Source organism: Pannonibacter phragmitetus DSM 14782, from assembly GCF_000382365.1.
GTDB lineage: Bacteria > Pseudomonadota > Alphaproteobacteria > Rhizobiales > Stappiaceae > Pannonibacter > Pannonibacter phragmitetus.
Map to the genome: position 1 here is coordinate 273722 of NZ_KB908218.1, position 19224 is coordinate 292945.

22 protein-coding genes are annotated in these 19224 nt (G+C 62.8%); 9 read left to right on the forward strand and 13 right to left on the reverse strand.

The window, feature by feature from the left end; all coding sequences use genetic code 11:
* Positions 1 to 7 precede the first annotated feature (7 nt).
* Positions 8 to 640: a CbiQ family ECF transporter T component gene (locus tag H163_RS0109735; protein ID WP_019964388.1), complete on the forward strand. Its 633-nt coding sequence runs from the start codon at positions 8 to 10 to the stop codon at positions 638 to 640.
* Positions 641 to 852: 212 nt separating this feature from the next.
* Here H163_RS0109735 and queF read toward each other — a convergent pair whose 3' ends face one another.
* Genes queF through queC form a run of 4 tightly spaced genes read right to left on the reverse strand, consistent with a single transcriptional unit; the run spans position 853 to position 3116 of the window.
* Entirely contained in the window at positions 853 to 1320 is a 468-nt protein-coding gene (gene queF, locus H163_RS0109740; RefSeq protein ID WP_026355678.1) for a preQ(1) synthase, read from the reverse strand.
* Between the two features lie 2 nt (positions 1321 to 1322).
* Entirely contained in the window at positions 1323 to 2051 is a 729-nt protein-coding gene (gene queE, locus H163_RS0109745) for a 7-carboxy-7-deazaguanine synthase QueE (protein ID WP_019964390.1), read from the reverse strand.
* On the reverse strand, positions 2048 to 2434 hold the full coding sequence (gene queD, locus H163_RS0109750; RefSeq protein ID WP_019964391.1) for a 6-carboxytetrahydropterin synthase QueD: 387 nt from the start codon (positions 2432 to 2434) through the stop codon (positions 2048 to 2050). The genes queE and queD overlap by 4 nt, the downstream gene beginning before the upstream one ends.
* Complete coding sequence (gene queC / locus H163_RS0109755; RefSeq protein WP_026355679.1) at positions 2427 to 3116, reverse strand: 7-cyano-7-deazaguanine synthase QueC; 690 nt, start codon at positions 3114 to 3116, stop codon at positions 2427 to 2429. The genes queD and queC overlap by 8 nt, the downstream gene beginning before the upstream one ends.
* A 257-nt stretch (positions 3117 to 3373) precedes the next feature.
* Here queC and H163_RS0109760 point away from each other — a divergent pair, with 257 nt between their 5' ends.
* Complete coding sequence (locus tag H163_RS0109760) at positions 3374 to 3805, forward strand: hypothetical protein (RefSeq protein WP_147290463.1); 432 nt, start codon at positions 3374 to 3376, stop codon at positions 3803 to 3805.
* 375 nt (positions 3806 to 4180) lie between these two features.
* On the opposite strand, the gene ftsY is transcribed toward H163_RS0109760, so the two are convergent.
* From ftsY to H163_RS0109780, 4 genes are all read right to left on the reverse strand, one after another.
* Positions 4181 to 5428, reverse strand: coding sequence for a signal recognition particle-docking protein FtsY (gene ftsY / locus H163_RS0109765; protein ID WP_019964394.1), 1248 nt, complete (start codon positions 5426 to 5428; stop codon positions 4181 to 4183).
* 33 nt (positions 5429 to 5461) lie between these two features.
* Positions 5462 to 6730: a tRNA (N(6)-L-threonylcarbamoyladenosine(37)-C(2))-methylthiotransferase MtaB gene (gene mtaB, locus H163_RS0109770; RefSeq protein WP_019964395.1), complete on the reverse strand. Its 1269-nt coding sequence runs from the start codon at positions 6728 to 6730 to the stop codon at positions 5462 to 5464.
* Positions 6727 to 7647 (reverse strand): diaminopimelate epimerase, encoded by a 921-nt coding sequence (gene dapF, locus H163_RS0109775; RefSeq protein WP_040678470.1) that lies wholly within the window; start codon positions 7645 to 7647, stop codon positions 6727 to 6729. Before dapF ends, mtaB begins: the two co-directional genes overlap by 4 nt.
* Positions 7648 to 7832: 185 nt before the next feature.
* A complete protein-coding gene (locus H163_RS0109780; protein ID WP_019964397.1) occupies positions 7833 to 8399 on the reverse strand; it encodes a L,D-transpeptidase family protein in 567 nt (188 codons plus the stop codon).
* Between the two features lie 170 nt (positions 8400 to 8569).
* Here H163_RS0109780 and H163_RS0109785 point away from each other — a divergent pair, with 170 nt between their 5' ends.
* Entirely contained in the window at positions 8570 to 9253 is a 684-nt protein-coding gene (locus H163_RS0109785) for a response regulator transcription factor (RefSeq protein WP_019964398.1), read from the forward strand.
* A 67-nt stretch (positions 9254 to 9320) separates the two neighbouring features.
* A complete protein-coding gene (locus H163_RS0109790) occupies positions 9321 to 9779 on the forward strand; it encodes a Crp/Fnr family transcriptional regulator (protein WP_208975364.1) in 459 nt (152 codons plus the stop codon).
* Positions 9780 to 9783: 4 nt separating this feature from the next.
* Here the strand turns inward: H163_RS0109790 and H163_RS0109795 are convergent, their stop codons facing one another.
* From H163_RS0109795 to H163_RS0109805, 3 genes are all read right to left on the reverse strand, one after another.
* The gene (locus tag H163_RS0109795) at positions 9784 to 10674 is read right to left on the reverse strand and encodes a protein-methionine-sulfoxide reductase heme-binding subunit MsrQ (RefSeq protein WP_019964400.1); all 891 of its coding nucleotides are present in this window, start codon (positions 10672 to 10674) and stop codon (positions 9784 to 9786) included.
* A 95-nt stretch (positions 10675 to 10769) separates the two neighbouring features.
* A complete protein-coding gene (locus H163_RS0109800; RefSeq protein ID WP_051105360.1) occupies positions 10770 to 11993 on the reverse strand; it encodes a hemolysin family protein in 1224 nt (407 codons plus the stop codon).
* A 187-nt stretch (positions 11994 to 12180) separates the two neighbouring features.
* Positions 12181 to 13137 carry a LysR family transcriptional regulator gene (locus tag H163_RS0109805; protein ID WP_019964402.1) on the reverse strand — a complete coding sequence of 319 codons (957 nt, stop codon included), beginning with the start codon at positions 13135 to 13137 and terminating at the stop codon, positions 12181 to 12183.
* A gap of 106 nt (positions 13138 to 13243) precedes the next feature.
* Between H163_RS0109805 and dctP the strand changes: the two genes are divergently transcribed.
* The 5 genes from dctP (at position 13244) to H163_RS0109830 (ending at position 17433) form a co-directional block, all read left to right on the forward strand.
* A complete protein-coding gene (gene dctP, locus H163_RS0109810) occupies positions 13244 to 14248 on the forward strand; it encodes a TRAP transporter substrate-binding protein DctP (protein WP_019964403.1) in 1005 nt (334 codons plus the stop codon).
* Positions 14249 to 14328: 80 nt separating this feature from the next.
* Complete coding sequence (locus H163_RS0109815; RefSeq protein ID WP_026355683.1) at positions 14329 to 14808, forward strand: TRAP transporter small permease; 480 nt, start codon at positions 14329 to 14331, stop codon at positions 14806 to 14808.
* A 1-nt stretch (position 14809) separates the two neighbouring features.
* Positions 14810 to 16093, forward strand: a complete 1284-nt coding sequence (locus tag H163_RS0109820; RefSeq protein ID WP_019964405.1) for a TRAP transporter large permease — start codon at positions 14810 to 14812, stop codon at positions 16091 to 16093.
* An 18-nt stretch (positions 16094 to 16111) separates the two neighbouring features.
* The gene (locus H163_RS0109825; protein WP_019964406.1) at positions 16112 to 16462 is read left to right on the forward strand and encodes a hypothetical protein; all 351 of its coding nucleotides are present in this window, start codon (positions 16112 to 16114) and stop codon (positions 16460 to 16462) included.
* A complete protein-coding gene (locus H163_RS0109830) occupies positions 16459 to 17433 on the forward strand; it encodes an alpha/beta hydrolase (protein WP_019964407.1) in 975 nt (324 codons plus the stop codon). Before H163_RS0109825 ends, H163_RS0109830 begins: the two co-directional genes overlap by 4 nt.
* Before the next feature lie 158 nt (positions 17434 to 17591).
* Here the strand turns inward: H163_RS0109830 and leuD are convergent, their stop codons facing one another.
* Together leuD and argC are read right to left on the reverse strand one after the other, a co-directional pair.
* A complete protein-coding gene (gene leuD / locus H163_RS0109835) occupies positions 17592 to 18197 on the reverse strand; it encodes a 3-isopropylmalate dehydratase small subunit (RefSeq protein ID WP_019964408.1) in 606 nt (201 codons plus the stop codon).
* Between the two features lie 55 nt (positions 18198 to 18252).
* Positions 18253 to 19203, reverse strand: a complete 951-nt coding sequence (gene argC / locus H163_RS0109840) for an N-acetyl-gamma-glutamyl-phosphate reductase (protein WP_019964409.1) — start codon at positions 19201 to 19203, stop codon at positions 18253 to 18255.
* Between the last annotated feature and the right edge of the window lie 21 nt (positions 19204 to 19224).

The window sequence follows — 19224 nt, forward strand, 5'->3', positions numbered from 1 at the left end:
GGCACGTGTGATCTCGCTCTATCTGCCCGGAACCAGCCTTCTCCACCGCCTGCCTGCGGGTGTGAAGCTCACCGGTCTGGCCGCCGCCAGCCTGATGTTCTTCCCCGTGGACAGTTCCGTTGTTCTCGCGGCTGGCTGCGGCGCGGTACTGGCCGTCTATGCGGCGCTGGGCCGGACCGCGCTGAAGCAGCTCTCGCTCCTGCGCCCGCTGCTGCCGCTGTTTGCCGTGCTGCTGGCGCTGCACTGGCTGTCCGGCTCGCTCATGGGCGGTGTCATCGTGCTGCTGCGGCTCTTGCTGCTGGTGATGCTGGCCAATCTCGTCACCATGACAACGCGCATGGATGACATGCTGGAGGCGGTTGCCCCCCTGTTCCGGCCACTGGCCTTCTTTGGCGTTTCGCCGCGCCGTCCGGCGCTGGCCGTTACGCTTGTCCTGCGCTTCGTGCCGGTGCTGCTGGCGCTGAGCGCTGCCCAGCGGGAAGCCTATCAGGCCCGCACCGGCAAGCGCAGCAGCTGGCGGCTTCTCGCCCCCTTCGCCCTTCAGGCCCTCGCCATGGCCGACCACGTGGGCGAAGCCCTCGTTGCCCGTGGTGGTGCCGACGGGTTTGGTGCGGCGGAACGGGGGAAGAGGCGGGGGTAGTGGTTCGAGATTCTCCCCGCCTTCCCTCACGGTGTTTCTATCCGCATTCGTCATGCCATGACTTGATCATGGCATCCATTCCCTAGCCTGTCCGCGCAGTGATGCGCTTTGATAAGGCCTTATATTATCTTTGTTATTTCCATTTTGGGGGCGTAACGGCGTGGATGCCATGATCAAGTCATGGCATGACGGAGTGGAGGGGAAACGCCCCGTCACCCCCGCCCGCGATAGGGCTGAACGCCCTGCTCGGGGATCCACACGCCCCCTGGTGCCGGGCCGGTCTGGTAGAACACGTCGATCGGGATGCCGCCGCGCGGATACCAGTAGCCGCCGATGCGCAGCCATTGGGGTGAGAGGAAGTCCACCAGCCGCTTGCCGATCGACACGGTGCAGTCCTCGTGGAAGGCGCCATGGTTGCGGAAGGAGCCGAGGAAAAGCTTCAGGGACTTGCTCTCCACCAGCCAGTCACCGGGCACATAGTCGATGACGAGATGGGCGAAATCCGGCGCGCCGGTGATCGGGCAGAGCGAGGTGAACTCGGGTGCCACGAAACGCACCATGTAGCCGGTGCCCGCCTGCGGGTTGGGCACGCGCTCCAGCACGGCGTCTTCCGGGCTCTGTGGCAGGGCGGTGGAGGACCCGAGCTGGGTCAGGTTCTGATAGATGGTCTTGTCACTCATGGTCACACTCCGCGAAGGTTGCCCCAGATGAGGGTATGAAGTTGCGGCAGGATGCTGGCCTCGAACCAGCGGTCATTGGCGGCCCGGTCGATCAGCCAGCGCATCCGCGCCATGATGCCGGGAATGTCGATCACCGCATCCTCCTGATCCGCAGGCGGCGGTGTGTGGTTGCCGGGCTGCAGATAGACCGGCAGATGCGGATAGGCGCCTGCCACCTCTCTGGCAAAGCCGTAGTCCGGCTCGTCAAAGACGACGAATTTCAGCGCAATGGCCGTCCCCGGTCCGGCGGCAGCGATAGCATCCGCCAGCGCCTTGCGGTCAAACGCCATGCTGCTGGACGGCGGCTTGGGGCTGAGGCTGAGGACGTCGAGTGCCGCAAACCAGTCCCGCGACAGGCTGCCTTGGGTTTCCAGCGCGAACCGGTAGCCCTCGCGCTTGCCCAGCTCAATCAGACGGCCCAGCGGCTGGATGGCCGGGTTGCCGCCCGAAACGGTGATCATCAGCGGCGCGCCGCCGGACAGGCGCCGCACTTCGTCCATCACGGCGTCCGCGCTCATCGGCGTCCAGGTTTCCCGGTAGGCGCTGTCCACTGCATGCAGCGTGTCGCACCAGGAGCAGCGGAAATCGCAGCCGCCGGTGCGCACGAAGACGGTGGCCATGCCGATCAATGCGCCTTCGCCCTGAATGGTGGGGCCGAAGATCTCGCTGATGCGCAGGGTCTGGCCGCTCATGCGGCGCACCCGCAGCCGCAGCTGCCTTTTGGACGGTACTCGGCCACGGTCTTGGGCGTCTCGCGCACGCGCACCGCGCTCACCTCCGGCCAGCGTGCCTTGCACCAGTCGTAGAAGAGCCGGGCCATACGCTCGGCGGTGACATTGTCGTTGCCCAGCACATCGTTGAGGTGGCGGTGGTCGAGAGTGTCATCGAGCCAGGTCTTGAAGGGCCCAAGCTCCCGGTAGTCCCGCACGAAGCCGATGCTGTCCAGCGTCTCGGACATCAGCTCCACCTCGACCACATAGTTGTGCCCATGCAGCCGGGCGCAAGGGTGGTCATCGGGCAGGCCGAAGAGCTGGTGGGAGGCGGAGAAGTGAAACTCCTTGGCGATCCTAAACACCGCAGGCCTCCTTCCAGAAATCCGGGTCGGCATAGGTGGTGGGATCTTCCGCGCCCGCCAGATGGAAGGCCTCGCGCCGCTCCACGCAGGTGCCGCAGCGCCCGCAGTGGGTTTCCCCGCCCTTGTAGCAGGACCAGGAGCGGGTGTAGTCGACGCCAAGCCGCACGCCTTCGGCCGCAATGGCGGCCTTGTCCGTGTGGACATAGGGCGTGTAGAGCCGCACATCCGCGACACCCGCCAGCGCCTGGCGCTGCATGATCTCGAAGGCTTCGGTAAAGCCGGGGCGGCAGTCGGGATAGATGAAGTGATCCCCGCCATGCACGGCGGTTGCGACCGCCTCGGCTCCGCGCGCAGCCGCAATACCAAAGGCAATGGCCAGCATGATGGCATTGCGGTTCGGCACCACGGTGATGCGCATGGTTTCTTCGGCATAGTGGCCATCGGGAACGGCCACGTCATCCGTCAGGGCCGAGCCGGAAAGCTGGCGGCCGATGCCGGAAATGTCGATGACGATGTGCTCTACGCCCAGATCATCCGCACAGGTTCTGGCAAAATCCAGCTCCTTGAGGTGCCTCTGGCCGTAGTTGAAGGAAACGAGCCCGATCAGCTCGTGTTCTTGCGCAACCTTATGCGCAAGGGTGACGGAATCCATTCCGCCGGAACAGACGACAAGCGTTTTCAAAGATGTGTCCCTTGTTTTCGCTGGAACCGGGTAGGCTGCGACCGGTTGACTGCCCCGGAAGGCAGACGGGCGCCCTTTTAGCAGCAGTTCTGCAAAAGGGAAGGGCAAAGCGCCCGGATTTTGCCGTTTACCTTGCGTAAAGAATCGTTAACTCTTTGTTGAGATGATTCGGCCATGCCCCGCTGAAAAGGGGCAGAGACGGAGGGCCAGAAGGCCCGGCAGGCCGCCACAGGCAGCAGAAAGGCCAGGAGGGCCCCATGTCATCAGGATTGGAACGGGTGTTACCGCCATCCGGGATCGTTCATGCCACCGAGCATAGCGATCAGCGCCGCCGCGAGCGGGAACACGAGCAGCACAACGACCAGCAGCAGTCTGGCGAGGGCTTTGAAGGGGCTCTGACAGGCGAAGGCCATGCGCTTGCTGCCAGTGCCGGACCGCAGGCCGAGGAACCGGCCGTTCTGGTCGAGACAAATCAGGAAGTCAGCCATACGCTGGATGGCATCGCGGCCTACAGGGCCGCCGCCGAACGGGCCTTGCACCAGCCGGCCGGGCCGCACAGCGCCCTTCCGGCCAGCCGCTCCCTGCCGCTGCGCGCCACCCGCGACCATCAGCCCCCCGCCGTCGTCCGCCATGCCTACGAGGACCACGGCGGCCAGATCGAGCATCACGCCGTCAACGTCGCGACGTGAGGGTTCAAGCATCAACTGCCAGCAGAAGCCTGCTATAATGCATTTGGCTTCTGGCAGGACGTTCGCGGTCCTCTGCCTCCCTGAAGGGGCAGTGTTTGCATCAGACGCAAGGCGGAGGAACGCACTCTCCTTTTGCCGCAGCGCCCCTCTCCCCCCTTGAGGGGGAGATGTCTGCGTCAGCAGACAGAGGGGGTTAGCAGCGCCTAAATACGGCAGGATCTTTCTCACAAGCGGACAGTCCATCACCCCCCTCTGCCCCCTGCCGGGGGCATCTCCCCCTCAAGGGGGGAGAGGAGTTGGTGCCCGGCTGGCAGTCCGAGTAGACACTTCCCTCTGACGGGCAGAGGCCGTGCCGAAGCGGTCAAACTTCGGTCCTTACCGCGCCAGACCGGCAATCGCCTCGGCAAAGTCTTCGGCGGAGAAGGGTTCCAGATCGTCGATGCCTTCGCCGACGCCGATGAAATGCACTGGCAGCTTGTGCCTTGCGGCAATGGCCACGAGGATGCCACCGCGGGCGGTACCGTCCAGCTTGGTCATCACAAGGCCGGTGACGCCGGCCACCTTGCCGAAGATTTCCACCTGGTTCATGGCGTTCTGGCCCGTGGTGGCGTCCAGCGTCAGGATCACGTCATGCGGGGCATCGGGGGTCTGCTTGCGGATGACGCGGACCACCTTTTCCAGTTCCGCCATCAGCTCGGCCTTGTTCTGCAGCCGGCCGGCGGTGTCGATCAGGAGCACGTCCACGCCTTTGTCCTTCGCCGCCTGCAGGGCATCGAAGGCCAGACCGGCTGCATCCGCGCCTGCCTCACCTGCAATCACTTCGGCGCCGGTGCGCTGGCCCCAGATCTTCAGCTGTTCGACGGCGGCAGCGCGGAACGTGTCGCCTGCCGCCAGCATCACCGTCTTGCCTTCGGCGGTGAGTTTGGCTGCCAGCTTGCCGATGGTCGTGGTCTTGCCGGTGCCGTTGACACCCACCATCAGCACCACATGCGGGCGGTGGCCCCGGTCAAGGTCCAGCGGGCGGGCGGCAGGCTCCAGCACCTTGCGCACCTCTTCGGCCAGAACCTTGCGGACTTCCTCCGGCGAGATCTCCTTGTCGAACCGCCCTTCCGACAGGCGCTCCGTGATGGCGCCTGCCGTCTCGAGGCCAAGATCTGCCTGGAGAAGAATGTCCTCCAGATCCTCCAGCATCCCCGCATCCAGCTTGCGCTTGGTGAAGATTGCCGAGATGCCTTCGGTCAGCGCCGAAGACGAGCGGGCAAGGCCCTTGCGCAGGCGCTGGAACCATGACAGCTTTTCCTGCGGTTCAGTGATGGCAACCGGCGCAGGAACGGGGATGGAAGCGGAGGGTGCTGCCTCTTCCGCCGGCTTATCCTCAAGCTCATCCACCGGTTCGGGTTCTGCTTCGATGGCCGTTTCCGGCTGTTCTTCAGGACTAGCCGCCTCAACGGTCACTTCGGCAGCGGCTTCCGGCTCAGCCTCAGCCTCAGCCTCTGGGGCCGGAGATGCGGCCTCTTCGCCGGTCAGGATTTCCGTTTCCGGCTTCAGCTCTCCGGCAGCCGTGCCGGCGCTGTCCTTGCCGCCGAACAAACGGCCCAGAAAGCCGCGCTTCTTCTCGCTCATGAACCTGTCCTGCCGCTGAAGTCTGTCCCGCCCTCAGGCGGCCTGTGAAAGAAGCGCGCCGAGAAGATGGCGCCCGGTGTGGCCGGTGATGCGGGTTTCGATGATCTGCCCGGCCTCGCCGCCATCCACCTCCACCTGTGTGAACTGCTCGGTCCGGCCCAGCCCCTCGCGCTCCAGCAGAATGGGGCGCAGCAGTCCGACTTCGGCACTCAGATGAGCTGCGAGCGCCGCCTCACCCTTGATGCGCAGCCGTGCGGCACGCTCCTTGATCAGGCCCTTGGCCAGCTGCGGCATGCGCGCGGCCGGGGTGCCCGGACGGGGCGAGAAGGGGAAGACATGCAGATGCGTCAGCCCGCATTCATCGACGATCGCCAGCGTGTTGGCGAACATCTCTTCCGTCTCGGTCGGGAAGCCGGCGATGATGTCGGCGCCGAAGACCACATCCGGGCGCAGGCGCCGCACCTCGTCACAGAAGCGGATGGTGTCGGCCCTCAGGTGCCGCCGCTTCATGCGCTTCAGGATCATATCGTCGCCGGCCTGCAGCGACAGGTGGAAATGCGGCATCAGCCGCTCGTCTTCGGCAATGACGCGCATCAGCTCGTCATCGGCCTCGATGGAATCAATGGATGACAGCCGCAGCCGCTTCAGCTCCGGCACCAGCTTCAGGATCTTGGCCACCAGCGTGCCAAGGCGCGGCGTGCCGGGAAGGTCCGAGCCATAGGACGTGATGTCCACCCCGGTGATGACGATTTCGCGGTAGCCGTTTTCCACGAGGCGGCGCACCTGATCGACGACGACGCCCATGGGCACCGAGCGCGAATTGCCCCGGCCATAGGGGATGATGCAGAAGGTGCAGCGGTGGTCGCAGCCGTTCTGCACCTGCACGAAGGCGCGGGCGCGGCCTTCCAGCCCGTCGATCAGGTGACCGGCGGTCTCGCGCACGCTCATGATGTCGTTGACGCGCACTTTCTCGCTGGCATCAAGGCCGAACTGGGCGATGCGGCCATAGGAGGCGCGCTCCAGCTTTTCCGAATTGCCGAGCACCAGATCCACTTCCTCCATTTCGGAGAACTTGGCCGTTTCGGTCTGGGCGGCGCAGCCGGTGACGATGATCTTGGCTTCCGGATTGTCGCGGCGGGCCTTGCGCACGGCCTGACGCGCCTGACGCACCGCTTCGGAGGTGACCGCGCAGGTGTTGATCAGGATGGCGTCCTTGAGGCCCGCAGCTTCCGCCTCGCGCTTCATCACTTCCGATTCGTAGGAATTCAGCCGGCAGCCGAAGGTGACGACATCAATGCTCACAGGGCGGTCTCCATGGCGGGGGCAGCGGCATCCAGCTCTGCGTCCCCCGGTCCGGTGCGGGTAAAGGTCATGGTCTCGAAGTCCACTTCACCCTCGTATTCAACTTCTGTCATGCCGGTCATCAGCACGTGATTGTCGCTATCGCGCCAGCTGATCGTCAGCGGCCCCCCGGGCAGATGCACGGTGGAAGTGCGGTCCGCGCGGTTGTCACGGGCAGCCGCCACGGCCACGGCACAGGCGCCGGTGCCGCAGGCGCGGGTGAGGCCTGCGCCACGCTCCCACACCCGCACCCGGATTTCCTTTCGGGACATCACCTGTGCCAGCGAAATGTTGGCCCCTTCCGGGAACAGCGGATGATGCTCCAGCAGCGGGCCGATGCGGCCAAGGTCATAGGCGTCCAGATCGGACACCCAGAAGACCGCATGCGGATTGCCCATGCTGACCACGGCAGGCGTGTGCAGGATGGGGTCATCGATGGGACCGATCTGCAGCTCCACCGCCCGGGTGTCGGCAAATTCCTCGGCGAGCGGGATTTCGGTCCAGTTGAAGCGCGGCTCGCCCATGTCGACGGTGACCGAACGTGCGCTTTCATCTGCCTTGCGGGCCAGCAGCAACCCGGCGCGGGTTTCGATGGTTACCGCATCAACGCCCTGTTCCTCCAGGAGCAGGCGGCCAATGCAGCGGGTCGCGTTGCCGCAGGCAGAGACTTCCGATCCGTCGCAATTGTGAATGCGCATGAAGGCATCTGCGCCGGAAGGCGAGCGCTCGACGGTGATCATCTGGTCAAAGCCGATGCCGGAGGCGCGGTCTCCCAGCGCGGCAATCACCTCCGGGCTCAGCCGCAGCGGTGCCTCGCGGGCATCCCAGACAACGAAATCGTTGCCAAGGCCATTCATCTTCAAAAACGGTCTGCGCATCGGCGCTGTGCCTGTCAGGTTCTGCAGGCCGGGCTGCAGAAGGTTTGTGCCGGGAGGTTCAGGGTCAGCGGACCCCGTTTCCCCCTATATGGCGGAAATGGCGGCGGATTGCCAGAGTTTCGACCTGTAGCTTCGGCCTGTAGCTTCGGCCTGTAGCTTTGGCCTGTAGCTTCGGCCAGCAGGGCTTAACGGCGGATGTTCATTACCGCGCCGGGGCGCAGGGTCTTCAGCAGGCGGCGCATATGGGCTTCCGACACGGCCACACAGCCCTCGGTCGGCGTGTAGCCGGGCCGGGCGAGGTGGAAGAATATGGCGCTGCCCTTGCCCTTGATGGCAGGCCTCAGATTGTAATCCAGCACCACGACGATGTCATAGACCCCGTCCTGCCGCCACATCTTCTCGTGGCTGGCGGCAAAGGGCAGGCGGACGGGGGCATTGTAGCGCGGGTGGCGCGGTTCGTCGCACCAGCCATCGTCCGGGCTCAGCGCCGTGACGGGCAGGGCCGTTTCCGGCCGCCGTCCCCGGTCGGGCCGGTAGAACACGTCCAGCACGGCAAAGCGGCCAACGGGCGTTGCGCCGTCGCCTTCGCGCTTGCGCAGGGTCAGCCCGCCCTTGCCGAGAGCGCAGGGCACGGTCACGCTTCCCAGCGTCAGGGTGCCGCGTGAGGGATGGCCCGGCAGGGGACGCACGATGAGGCTCTTCTCCGCAGAGGCGGCAGGATAGGTCATGGTCTCTTTTTGCTCGCATTGCATCGGGTTGATCCATCGTCATCAATCGGATGTAAAGTGGATGTGAAGCAGAATTGACGGATGAAGCTAAAAACCACCGTGATTTTTTCCCGCCTTTACGCCATTGCATGAAAGGCACTGAATCTACCGCAGCCAATCTGGTCAGAAGTGCCGAAAGGGAACGAGGACTGCAGATGAACGCACGCACCATTCTCATCGTGGATGACGACAATGACCTGCGCGAGGCGCTGGTCGAGCAGTTCTCGCTCTATGACGAATTTACCACCCAGCAGGCCTCTAGCGCTTCCGAGGGCATTGCAGCCGCCAAAGCCGGACATGTTGATCTTCTGCTGATGGATGTCGGCTTGCCGGATCTGGACGGGCGCGAGGGGGTGAAGCTTCTGCGCAAGGCCGGGTTCAAGGCGCCAGTGATCATGCTCACCGGGCATGACACGGACAGCGACACGATCCTGGGCCTTGAGGCTGGGGCCAACGACTATGTGCCCAAGCCCTTCAAGTTCGCCGTGCTTCTGGCCCGGGTGCGCGCCCATCTGCGCCAGCACGAGCAGAGCGAGGACGCGACCTTCACCATCGGCCGCTATTCCTTCCGCCCCGCTGCCAAGCTGATGGTGGATGACCGCGGCAGCAAGGTGCGGCTGACGGAAAAGGAAACCTCGATCCTGAAATTCCTCTACCGCGCGGGCGAGCGGGCGGTGACCCGCGACGTGCTGCTGCATGAGGTCTGGGGCTATAATTCCGGCGTCACCACCCACACGCTGGAGACCCACATCTACCGTCTGCGGCAGAAAATCGAGCGTGACCCCTCCAATGCCGAGCTTCTGGTGACGGAAGCCGGTGGATATAAGCTTGTGCCCTGAGCCATTTGCGGCATAACACTGAGGCATGAGCCTCGTTCAGGACATCGCGATTCTTCGGCAGATTCCCATGTTGTCGGATTTCTCCGACGACCAGTTGCGCCTGCTTGCCTTCAGCGCTGAAGCCATGGATCTGATTTCAGGGTCCTTTGTCTTCGACGAGGGTGAGCGGGCCGACAGCGGCATCGTCATTGCCAAGGGCAATGTCAGCCTGCAGCGCAAGAGCACCCACGGTTTTCTGGAAGTCGAAATGGTGGGCCCCGGCGTGCTGCTGGGCGAAACCGCCATGCTGGTGGAAACCCGCCGTCCGGCCCGTGCCGTCTGCATCGGCCCGGTGCGCGTCATCCGCATCCGCCGCGCCCTGTTCAAGCGCATGGTGCAGGAGTTCCCGGAACTCGCCCGGCGCCTCTTCGACAGCTACGCCGCGCGCTTTCAGACCACGGTCGCAGGGCTTGTGCCCATCGGCGAGAAAATGGCTGAACTGAACACCATCATGGATGAGCTGAAGGCCCGCGTGAAAGGCGAATAGGCTTTCAGCGCTGCCGGCGCACCGGTTGCGGCAGCAGCCTTGCGCTGATCATTGGCAGCAGCGCCGTGATCAGGCCGGCCAGCGCCACCCACCAGGACGGACGGATCTGAGCGGGCATGGTGAAGAGCTGCCAGTTGAAATTGGCAAGGAACACCCGCTCCGCCGGAACCCCTGTGGCAAGGTGATACCAGAGATATTCGATGCCCGCCGTCCCAAGGCCAGCCAAAAGGCCAAGCCCCGCCAGCACCAGCGGTGAGGAAAGCGGCAGTTTCAGGCGTGCGGCCCCCCGGTAGATCATCACCAGCAGGAATAGCCCCGCCAGCAGGGTGGCCTGGCTCACATCCGATTTGGATTGCAGGAAATAGTGAAAGGCGGCCAGCGCGGTGGCCGGATAGACCAGCTCGTGCAGCCGGTGCCAGCGCGGCCCCATGCGGCGGATGGCGCTGTCCGTCGAGGTCACTCCAAGCGCCACGAGTGCTACCAGCGCGGCAAAGCCGATGGTGAGATAGAAGCGCAGCACGATTTCGGACGTGACGCGCCACAGGTCGAGATTTTCGCGGATCACATAGAGCATCAGATGGGCAAGGCCATAAGCCAGAGCCGTGAGGCCCAGCATCCGGCGGATGCCTGCCAGCTTGCCCCAGCCGGTGATGCGCCGCAGCGGCGAAACGGCGAGCGTTGCCACCAGAAAACGTATGGCCCAGTCACCGCTGACAAAGACGAGCTGGCGCGCCGGTTCTGGCTGCACCAGCCCCATGGCGGCGCGGGTGAGATACCAGAGCGCCGGAGCAAGGGCGATGAGGAAGACGGCAAGCTTCAGGCCTGACAGCCGTCCCTGCCGGTCCGTCCAGGGCAGAAACGCCGCCACCGGGCGCAGGCCTGACACATTGCTCATCTCGTCAATCGCTCCGGAAAATCCAAACGCATCCTTGTACCGCTCTACGCAACACCTGCGTCTCAGGATTTTTCAAGCTTGCGTGAGTTTGCGCCTCACTCTTCCAGCTTGCGCACCAGCAGCTTGTCGACCCGCCTGCCATCGAGGTCGAGGACTTCGAAGTGCCAGCCCTTGGCGGTGAAGTTTTCGCCGAGGCTGGGCAGATACTTGAGCGTGTCGAGCACGAAGCCCGCGACGGTCTCGTAGTCCGGGTCCGGATCCAGCGGAAAACCCATTTCGGCAGCGAATTCGTCCACCGGCATCCAGCCGGCGACCAGCCAGGAGCCATCTTCGCGCTGGAACAGCGCTGGTTCTCCCTCTTCTCCCTGTTCGAAGGCGCCAGTCACGGCCTCCAGCACGTCGCCGGGGGTGATGATGCCTTCGAAGTGGCCGTATTCGTCATAGACCAGCACCATATGCGCCGGAGCCTTGCGCAGGGTTTCAATAACGGCAATTGCGCCCGCGCGGTCGGATACTGCCGGAGCGTGGCGCATCAGCGGTTCAATGGCTGCGTCCGGTGTATCCAGATAGGCTCCGAGTACGTCCTTGACCGCGACCACGCCCAGAATCTCGTCAGAACTGCCCTGCCGGACGGGCAGGCGTGAGCGTGCGGTTGCGCGCAGCCTGGCGCGGATTTCCTCCGGACTGTCCTCAAGGTCCAGCACTTCAACGTCGCGGCGCGGTGTCATCAGGCCGCGTGCGTTGCGGTCGGCAAGACGCATGACGCCGGAAATCATCTCGGACTCTTCGTCCTCGATGACGCCCGCGCTCTGCGCTTCGGCCAGAACGGTGCGGATTTCCTCATCCGTGACCGTTTCGCCCGTGCTGTCCTGCTGGCCCAGAAGCCGCAGCACGCCACGTCCCGAACGGTCTAGCAGCCAGACGAGCGGCGCGGAGATCTTGGATAGCATCAGCATGGACGGTGCCACACGGGCGGCAACGCTTTCGGGTGCGCGCAGGGCGATCCGTTTGGGCACCAGTTCGCCCACGATCAGCGACATGTAGGTGATGGCTACGACGACTGAGCCGACACCCAGTGCATCGGCCGCAGCGGGCGGCAGGCCCTGCGTCAGCAGCCAGCCTGAGAGGCGCGCGCCCAGCGTCGCGCCGGAGAAGGCGCCCGACAGGACACCCACCAGGGTGATGCCGATCTGCACGGTGGAGAGAAACCGCCCCGGATCTTCCGACAGGCGCAACGCCACCGCAGCCCCCCGGCTTCCCTGATCGGCCAGCAGCTTCAGCCGCACGGGCCGGGACGAGACAACGGCAAGTTCCGACATGGCCAGAACGCCATTGAGCAGGGTGAGGCAGACGACGATGGCGATTTCGAAATACACGGGCTGATCCACGCAAGCTGGAAGCCGATACCTGCGTCATGCCGGCATCCGGATGCCATTATATGGGGAGAATTGCGCGAAGAGGAATGCCAAAGGGGGCCGCGAAAGACCGGCTGGTTCCGTGAAGGGGCTATCTCTGCCCGGCTTCAATTATCCCGGCGGGCCATGTGCCATTTCTGGCAAGAGTATGCGCCAGGGTGCGGACTTCTTCGGCCGCGAGTTGAACGGCGCGGTCTGCGGATGCTGATCTGTGGTGGCAGATGCAGACGTCACGCGAGTAGGCGGGGCTCAGGGGAATTCCGGCGACCAGACCGCCCGCGATCTCTGCGTGAAAGGCGCTGCGGGCGAAGATGCCGAAGCCTTCGCCGGAACTGACCATCCGCACCAGATGATGGCCTGCATCGATCTCGTACTTGATGTTCAGCTTGCGGCCGACGGAAGCCAGATGGTTCTCCATGTTGCGGCGCAGGCCATGGCGTGCGGAAGTGACGATGAGTGGCAGCTGATCGAGTTTCTCCAGGGGGTAGGGGGATGGCAGTTCTTCCAGGTCCTTGCAGCGGCCGATCAGCATGATGTCTTCACGCAGGATGCGTCTGCTCACGATGCTTTCGCTGCTGGGCGTGTTGAACGTGACGGCGATGCTGATTTCCCGGTTTTCCAGCCAGCCTTGCAGATAACCCGACATGGCTTCGACGAGACGAATGGCGACGCGCGGATATTTGCGCTTCAGCAGGGTCAGCAGCGGGTAGGTCAGAACCGCTGCTGCTGAGGGGGGCAGACCAATGGCTACTTCACCTTGCGGCTCCTCTGCCGTGGTAAGCAGTCCGCGCTCGGCATCCTGAACCAGACTGAAGATCTCGTAGCTGCGCTCCAGCAGCAGCTTCCCCGCATCGGTGACGTCCATGCCGCGGGGCAGGCGGTGGAACAGGGTGATGCCAAGGTCAGCTTCAAGCCGCCGGATCGTTGCCGACAGCGCAGGCTGGGCGACGCCCAGACGCACAGCAGCCTGCGTGATGCTGGCTTCCTCACAAACGGCAATGAATGCCGAAAGCCGCGAAAGATCAAACTTGTAGGACAGATTTCGCATGGCTGATATATGAAAAACCTTATGCCAACATGGAAAAGAAATATGCGAACTATCTGGCAGGTTCAACTACTCTCCCCGGCAGAACAAACTCGGGAGGGTAATTTCCATGACATTCTGCAAGTTCCTGACGGCTGCCAGCCTGGCCGTCATGCTCATCACGCCGGCATCGGCCGATAGCTACACGATCAAGGTCACGCTCGATACGAGCCCCCTGCATGTCCGTAATGTCTGGCTGAAAGAATTTGCCGGGAAGGTGCAGGCTGAGTCTCAGGGGCGCTTGAACATCACGATCTTCGAAGCGGCTTCGGCCTTCAAGGATGTCGAGGCGGCGGCTGCGGTTGCCCAGGGTGCCGTCGACATGGCGGTTCCGCAGTATCAGCTCATCTCCAAGTTTGTTCCTGATGCCGATATCGAGCAGCTGCCGATGTTCTACGGCGCGCCGCGCGAAAAGATCTATGCGGTCATTGATGGCGAAGCCGGCAAGGAATTGAACGAAAAGATCGAGAGCAAGTTGGGTGTCACCGTGATCGGGCGTCCGATTGATCTCGGCTTTGGCACGGTCTTTTCGACGAATACGGAACTCACCACTCCTGAAAATCTGAAGGGCCTCAAGGTGCGTGTGCCTGGCGGGCCCGCAACATCACGGCGCTATGAAATCATGGGTGCTGCGCCTGCCCAGATTGCCTGGCCGGATGTGCCGCAAGCTTTGCAGACCGGCACGATCTCGGCTCTCTGGACGACGCAGGAATCCCTCGCCAGCGCAAAGCTCTGGGATGCCGGCGTGAAATATGGCCTCGATGACCGTCAGGCCATCGTTCAGTATGTGCCGCTGATGAACACCACTGTCTGGGAATCGCTTCCGGAAGATCTGCGCGATCTCTTCACACAGACCTGGGACAGCATGGTTGATGCTCAGCGGGATGCCGCGCATCAGCGCCAGGATGAAGCCAGGCAGCTCAATGCTTCGAACGGCATCGTTTCGGTTGAGCCGTCACAGGCAAGCCTCGACGCCATGCGCGAGCAGCTGCTTCAGGCACAGCCCGACTTGGTGAAGAGACTGGGCATGGACGCTGACTTCGTCACCAAGGTCCAGAAGGTTCTCATTCAGTGATCTGACTTGCGGAAGCCTGCCTTCGGGCAGGTTTTCACTTGCGGGCGGCTTGCAACCTGATAGTGGCAGGGCAGTTCAAGATGAAAAGCAGTTATAAGATAATCGGGGCGGTTGAAAACACGATCATCGGCGTTTTTGCCCTGCTTGCCTGTATTCTCGTTGTGAGCGAGGCGTTTATACGGTTTGTCGTACCGGAAAGTCTGCCCGACTGGGGGCAGGAGGTCACCATCTATCTGATTGGCTGGGCCGTCATGCTGTGTGCCGGGCAGATGGTCCGGGAGAAAATGCATGTTGGTGTCGACATTGTACTGCAGACACTGTCTTCCCGCAGCTTGCGTTATCTCGAAATATTTACCGCCCTTTTCGGCCTGATCGTTTCCGGCTTCATCGTCTATGCAGGCGCGAAATCCGTCGAATTCGCCTGGCGGTTCGGTGAACAGAGCGACAGCTCGATCCGCTTTCCCATGTGGCTCTTCTATCTTTCCATCCCTTTCGGCTTTGGACTGACGGGCCTCCAGTACGCAATCCAGCTGGTTACGGCTTTCCGGGGGAAGCGCTGAGATGATGCTGCTTTTTATCGTTGCCGCCTTCATTGTTCTCCTGCTGGCCGGCGTTCCCATCTTCTTGTCCCTGTCCGGTCTCTCTCTCTTCGCGTGGCTGATTGAGGGCAAGCCTCTCGTCAGTTTCGGGCAGCAGTTCTCCAATCATATGAACTCCTACACGCTGGTGGCTGTGCCTCTCTTCGTGATCGCAGCCACCTTCATGCAGCGCGGCGGTGTGGCGAAGGCCCTGATCGATCTGGCGGCAGCATGGGTGGGGCAGCGCAAGGGTGCCCTGGCCATCGTCTGCATCATGGCGACCGGCGTCTTTGCAGCCATATCCGGGTCGTCAGTGGCGACCGCAATGGCAATTGGTGCGGTTCTGGTGCCCGCGATGCTGCATCGCGGCTATCCGATTGCCTTCACCACAGGCACGATCGGTGCTGGCGGCACGCTTGGCATCCTGATACCGCCAAGCCTTGCCATGCTGATCTATGGCATCATTGCCGATGAATCCGTGCCGCGGCTTTTTCTGGCCGGTGTCATTCCCGGTCTCCTGCAGGCCCTGATCTTCATCGTCTACATCGTCTGGTTTGCCAGGCGTCACAATCTGCCGCTGGAGCCAAGGCTGGACCGGGCCGCGTTCTGGAACGCTCATGTGCGTGCCTTGCCGGCTCTTCTGGTGCCGGTGATCATTCTGGGCGGAATTTATTCCGGCCTGGTCACGATCTCCGAAGCTGCCGGCCTTTCTGCCGTCGTTGCCATCCTCGTCAGTCTTCTGTTCTACCGGGACATCGGGCTGCGCGACGTTCTGCCAATTCTGGCCGATTCAATACGGCAGACCGCGGTCATCATCTTCATTGTCATCAGCGCACTGACATTCGCTCACTGGCTGACGGCGGCAGGTGCAACCACGATGTTGAGCGAAGCTGTCGTGAAGGCAGATCTCTCGGCCTGGCAGTTCCTCGTTTTTGCAAACGTGGTGATGTTCATTCTCGGCATGTTCCTGGAAGTGATCTCAGTCATCCTGATCTTTGTGCCGCTGGTCATTCCGATCATTCACCACCTTGGCATCGATCCGATCCATTTTGGCGTGATCCTGGTGATCAACATGGAGATTGCCCTGCTGACGCCGCCTGTGGGGCTCAATCTCTATGTGCTGCAGTCGATTGCAAACACGCCGCTCGCCAATGTCATCAAGGGCGTGGGCCCCTACATCGTGCTGATGCTCGGGCTTCTGGCCGTCATCACCTTCGTTCCGGAAATTTCTACCTGGCTTCCGGCGTTCGTCTTCAACAAAAACTAAAATCTGCAGGGGATCCCCATGCCCGTCGTACAGGTTCATGTTGCTCCAGAAATTGCCGGTCAGGCTGGCCTCAAGGCCCGCGAGATTGGTGAAATCATCGAACAGGGGCTCATCAGTCTGCTTTCAGCGTCACCTGACAAGATCCAGATCGCCATCGTGGCCGCACTTGCCATGCCGAAGGGCTGCCAGCTTCTCGTGGCCGTCGATCACAGGGCCTCGGACGAACGCCCGAAGCCCATTCGCGATGAACTGGCGCACCAGATTGCCACGCAGCTTCACGGCCTTCTGGGAGCATCCATCCGGGTCCGGCTGATCGGCATAGACCCGGCCTATATTTCCGCCTGCGATATTCATGAGGCTGGCAGATGAGCAGTCATGATCCCATCGTTCTGAGCAGCATCAACTCGTTCCACATCGGCGGCAGTGTGGTCAGGCTGCAGGGCCAGCCAAGGCGGGAGGTGAAGGTTTCTGCCAACGGCGACGCAAGGACGGTTGATCTCAACGGAGGTTATTTCGTCGGGCAGCTCTACGCCCAGCACTTCCGTCAGGCTTCGCCCAGATCAGGTCTGCCGGTGCTCTTCTGGCATGGCGGAGCCATGTCCGGCGTCACCTGGGAAACTACGCCGGATGGCCGACCCGGCTGGCAGAACTACTTTCTCCGCAAGGGCTATGACGTTGTCGTTTCCGACGCAGTCGAACGGGGCAGGGCGTCCTGGGCCCCGTTTCCCGAGATCTATGATGGCAGCCCGCTGTTCCGCACGCAGCAAGATGCCTGGACCCTGTTCAGAATGGGCCTGAAGGAAGGCTACCACGAGGACCAGGCCTTGAGGCGCGGCTATGAGGGGCAGCGTTTTCCCTTGTCGGCCTTCGACCAGTTGTCGGCACAATTCGTGGCGCGGTGGACGACAAACAACGAGCGTACTCTGGCAGCCTATGAAAAGCTGCTGGACCGGGTTGGCCCTGCCATCATCATCGCCCACAGTCAGGGCGGCTGGTTTGCGCAGCAAATTGCAGCCAGGAAGCCCGAACAGATCGCTGCCATTGTTGCAATCGAGCCGGCCGGCGCGCCCACGCTGAGCGAGGCCGAGACGAAGCTGGCTGCCCGCGTGCCATATCTCTATGTCTGGGGCGACTATTGCAATGATCACCCGGCCTGGCAGGGCTACAAGGCAAAAGTCCTGCTTCATTGCCAAATGCTGCAGGAGCATGGAGCATCCGTCGCACAGCTGGACTTGCCATTGGAAGGCATCAGGGGGAATTCCCACATGCCGATGATGGATGACAACAGCGATTATGTGGCAGCGATGGTCGCCAGCTGGCTTGCCGGCAAGGGCCTCTAAAGGCTGCCTTGCATCGAGGCAGTCCGGAGCATGAATGAACAAAGGCCGCCCAAAAGGGCGGCCCTTGCAACTTGTATCCATGGCCATCTGGCCGGGCCTTTCAGCGCATCCGCATCCGCATCCGCATCCGCATCCGCATCAGACCCAGCCCGGCGCTATCACGCCCAGGGGCGGCTTTCGGAGGTGGCGCCTTCGAAACGGTCGATCGACGGTGCCTTTTCCATGGTCAGGCCGATGTCGTCGAGGCCGTTCATCAGGCAGTGCTTGCGGAAGGGGTCGATCTCGAAGGAGATCACACCGCCATCCGGGCCCCGGATTTCCTGCGCATCCAGATCCACCGTCAGGGTGGAGTTGGCGCCGCGCGAGGCGTCGTCCAGCAGCTTGTCCAGCTCTTCGCGGGTGACGACGACCGGCAGGATGCCGTTCTTGAAGCAGTTGTTGTAGAAGATGTCGGCAAAGCTGGTGGAGATCACGCAGCGGATGCCGAAATCCAGCAGGGCCCAGGGGGCATGCTCACGCGAGGAGCCGCAGCCGAAGTTGTCGCCCGCCACAAGGATCGTCGCGCCCTTGTAAGCCGGCTTGTTCAGCACGAATTCGGCGTTGTCCGAGCCATCCTCGTTGTAGCGCAGCTCCGAGAACAGCGCGGTGCCGAGGCCGGTGCGCTTGATCGTCTTCAGATACTGCTTCGGGATGATCATGTCGGTGTCGATGTTGATGATCGGCAGGGGCGCCGCAACACCGGTGAGGGAGGTGAACTTCTGCAAGGCGGTCTCTCCAAAGGCTCTCTGAATATGTTGTTGTTCTTGTGCCTTGCCGCGCTCAGGCGGCAAGGCTTTCTGCCGGGTCTGCGCCCAGCATGATGTTGAGGTTCTGGACGGCAGCGCCCGAGGCGCCCTTGCCCAGATTGTCATAGACGGCGATGACCACGGCCTGCGCGCGGGCGTCATTGGCGAAGACATAGACGCGCATCATGTTGGTGCCGTTGAGGGCCTGCGGGTTCAGCTCCGATGCCCGGTCGAGCGGCGACAGCGGCGAGACTTCGACAAAGCCCTTTGCCTCGCCGCCAAAGTGATCCGCAATCGCGGCATGCAGCTCAGCGCCCGTGGGCACTTTCGGCAGGCGTGCCAGATTGAGCGGCACGCTGGTGATCATGCCCTTGTAGTAGTTGCCGACCGCCGGAACGAACAGCGGCGCATCGGTAAGACCCGAATAGGTCTTCATCTCCGGCAGGTGCTTGTGGCCAAGCGCCAGCCCATAGGGCAGGAACACGTTGGCCGCATCGCCCTGTGCCTCATAGTCGGCAATCATCGACTTGCCGCCACCGGAATAGCCGGAGATGCCGTTGACCGTGACGGGGAAATCCGCCGGAACGAGCCCTGCGGCCACCAGCGGGCGCAGCGCGGCAATGACGCCCTGCGGCCAGCAGCCGGGATTGGAGACAAAGCGGGCGGCGGCAATCGCCGCGCTCTGGCCCTTGTCCATCTCGGCAAAGCCATAGGTCCAGCCGTCCGCCACGCGATAGGCGGTGGAGGCGTCGATGACGCGGGTGGTGCCGTTGGTGATCAGCGACACGCTTTCCTTCGCCGCATCGTCGGGCAGGCAGAGGATGGCCACATCGGCGCTGTTCAGCATGTCTGCGCGGGCGGACATGTCCTTGCGCTGTTCAGGGGCGATGGACAGCAGCTCGATGTCGCGGCGCACGGCGAGACGCTCGCGGATCTGCAGACCCGTCGTGCCGGCTTCGCCATCAATGAAAATCCGCGCCACCATTGCGCCCGCTCCCTCATTTGC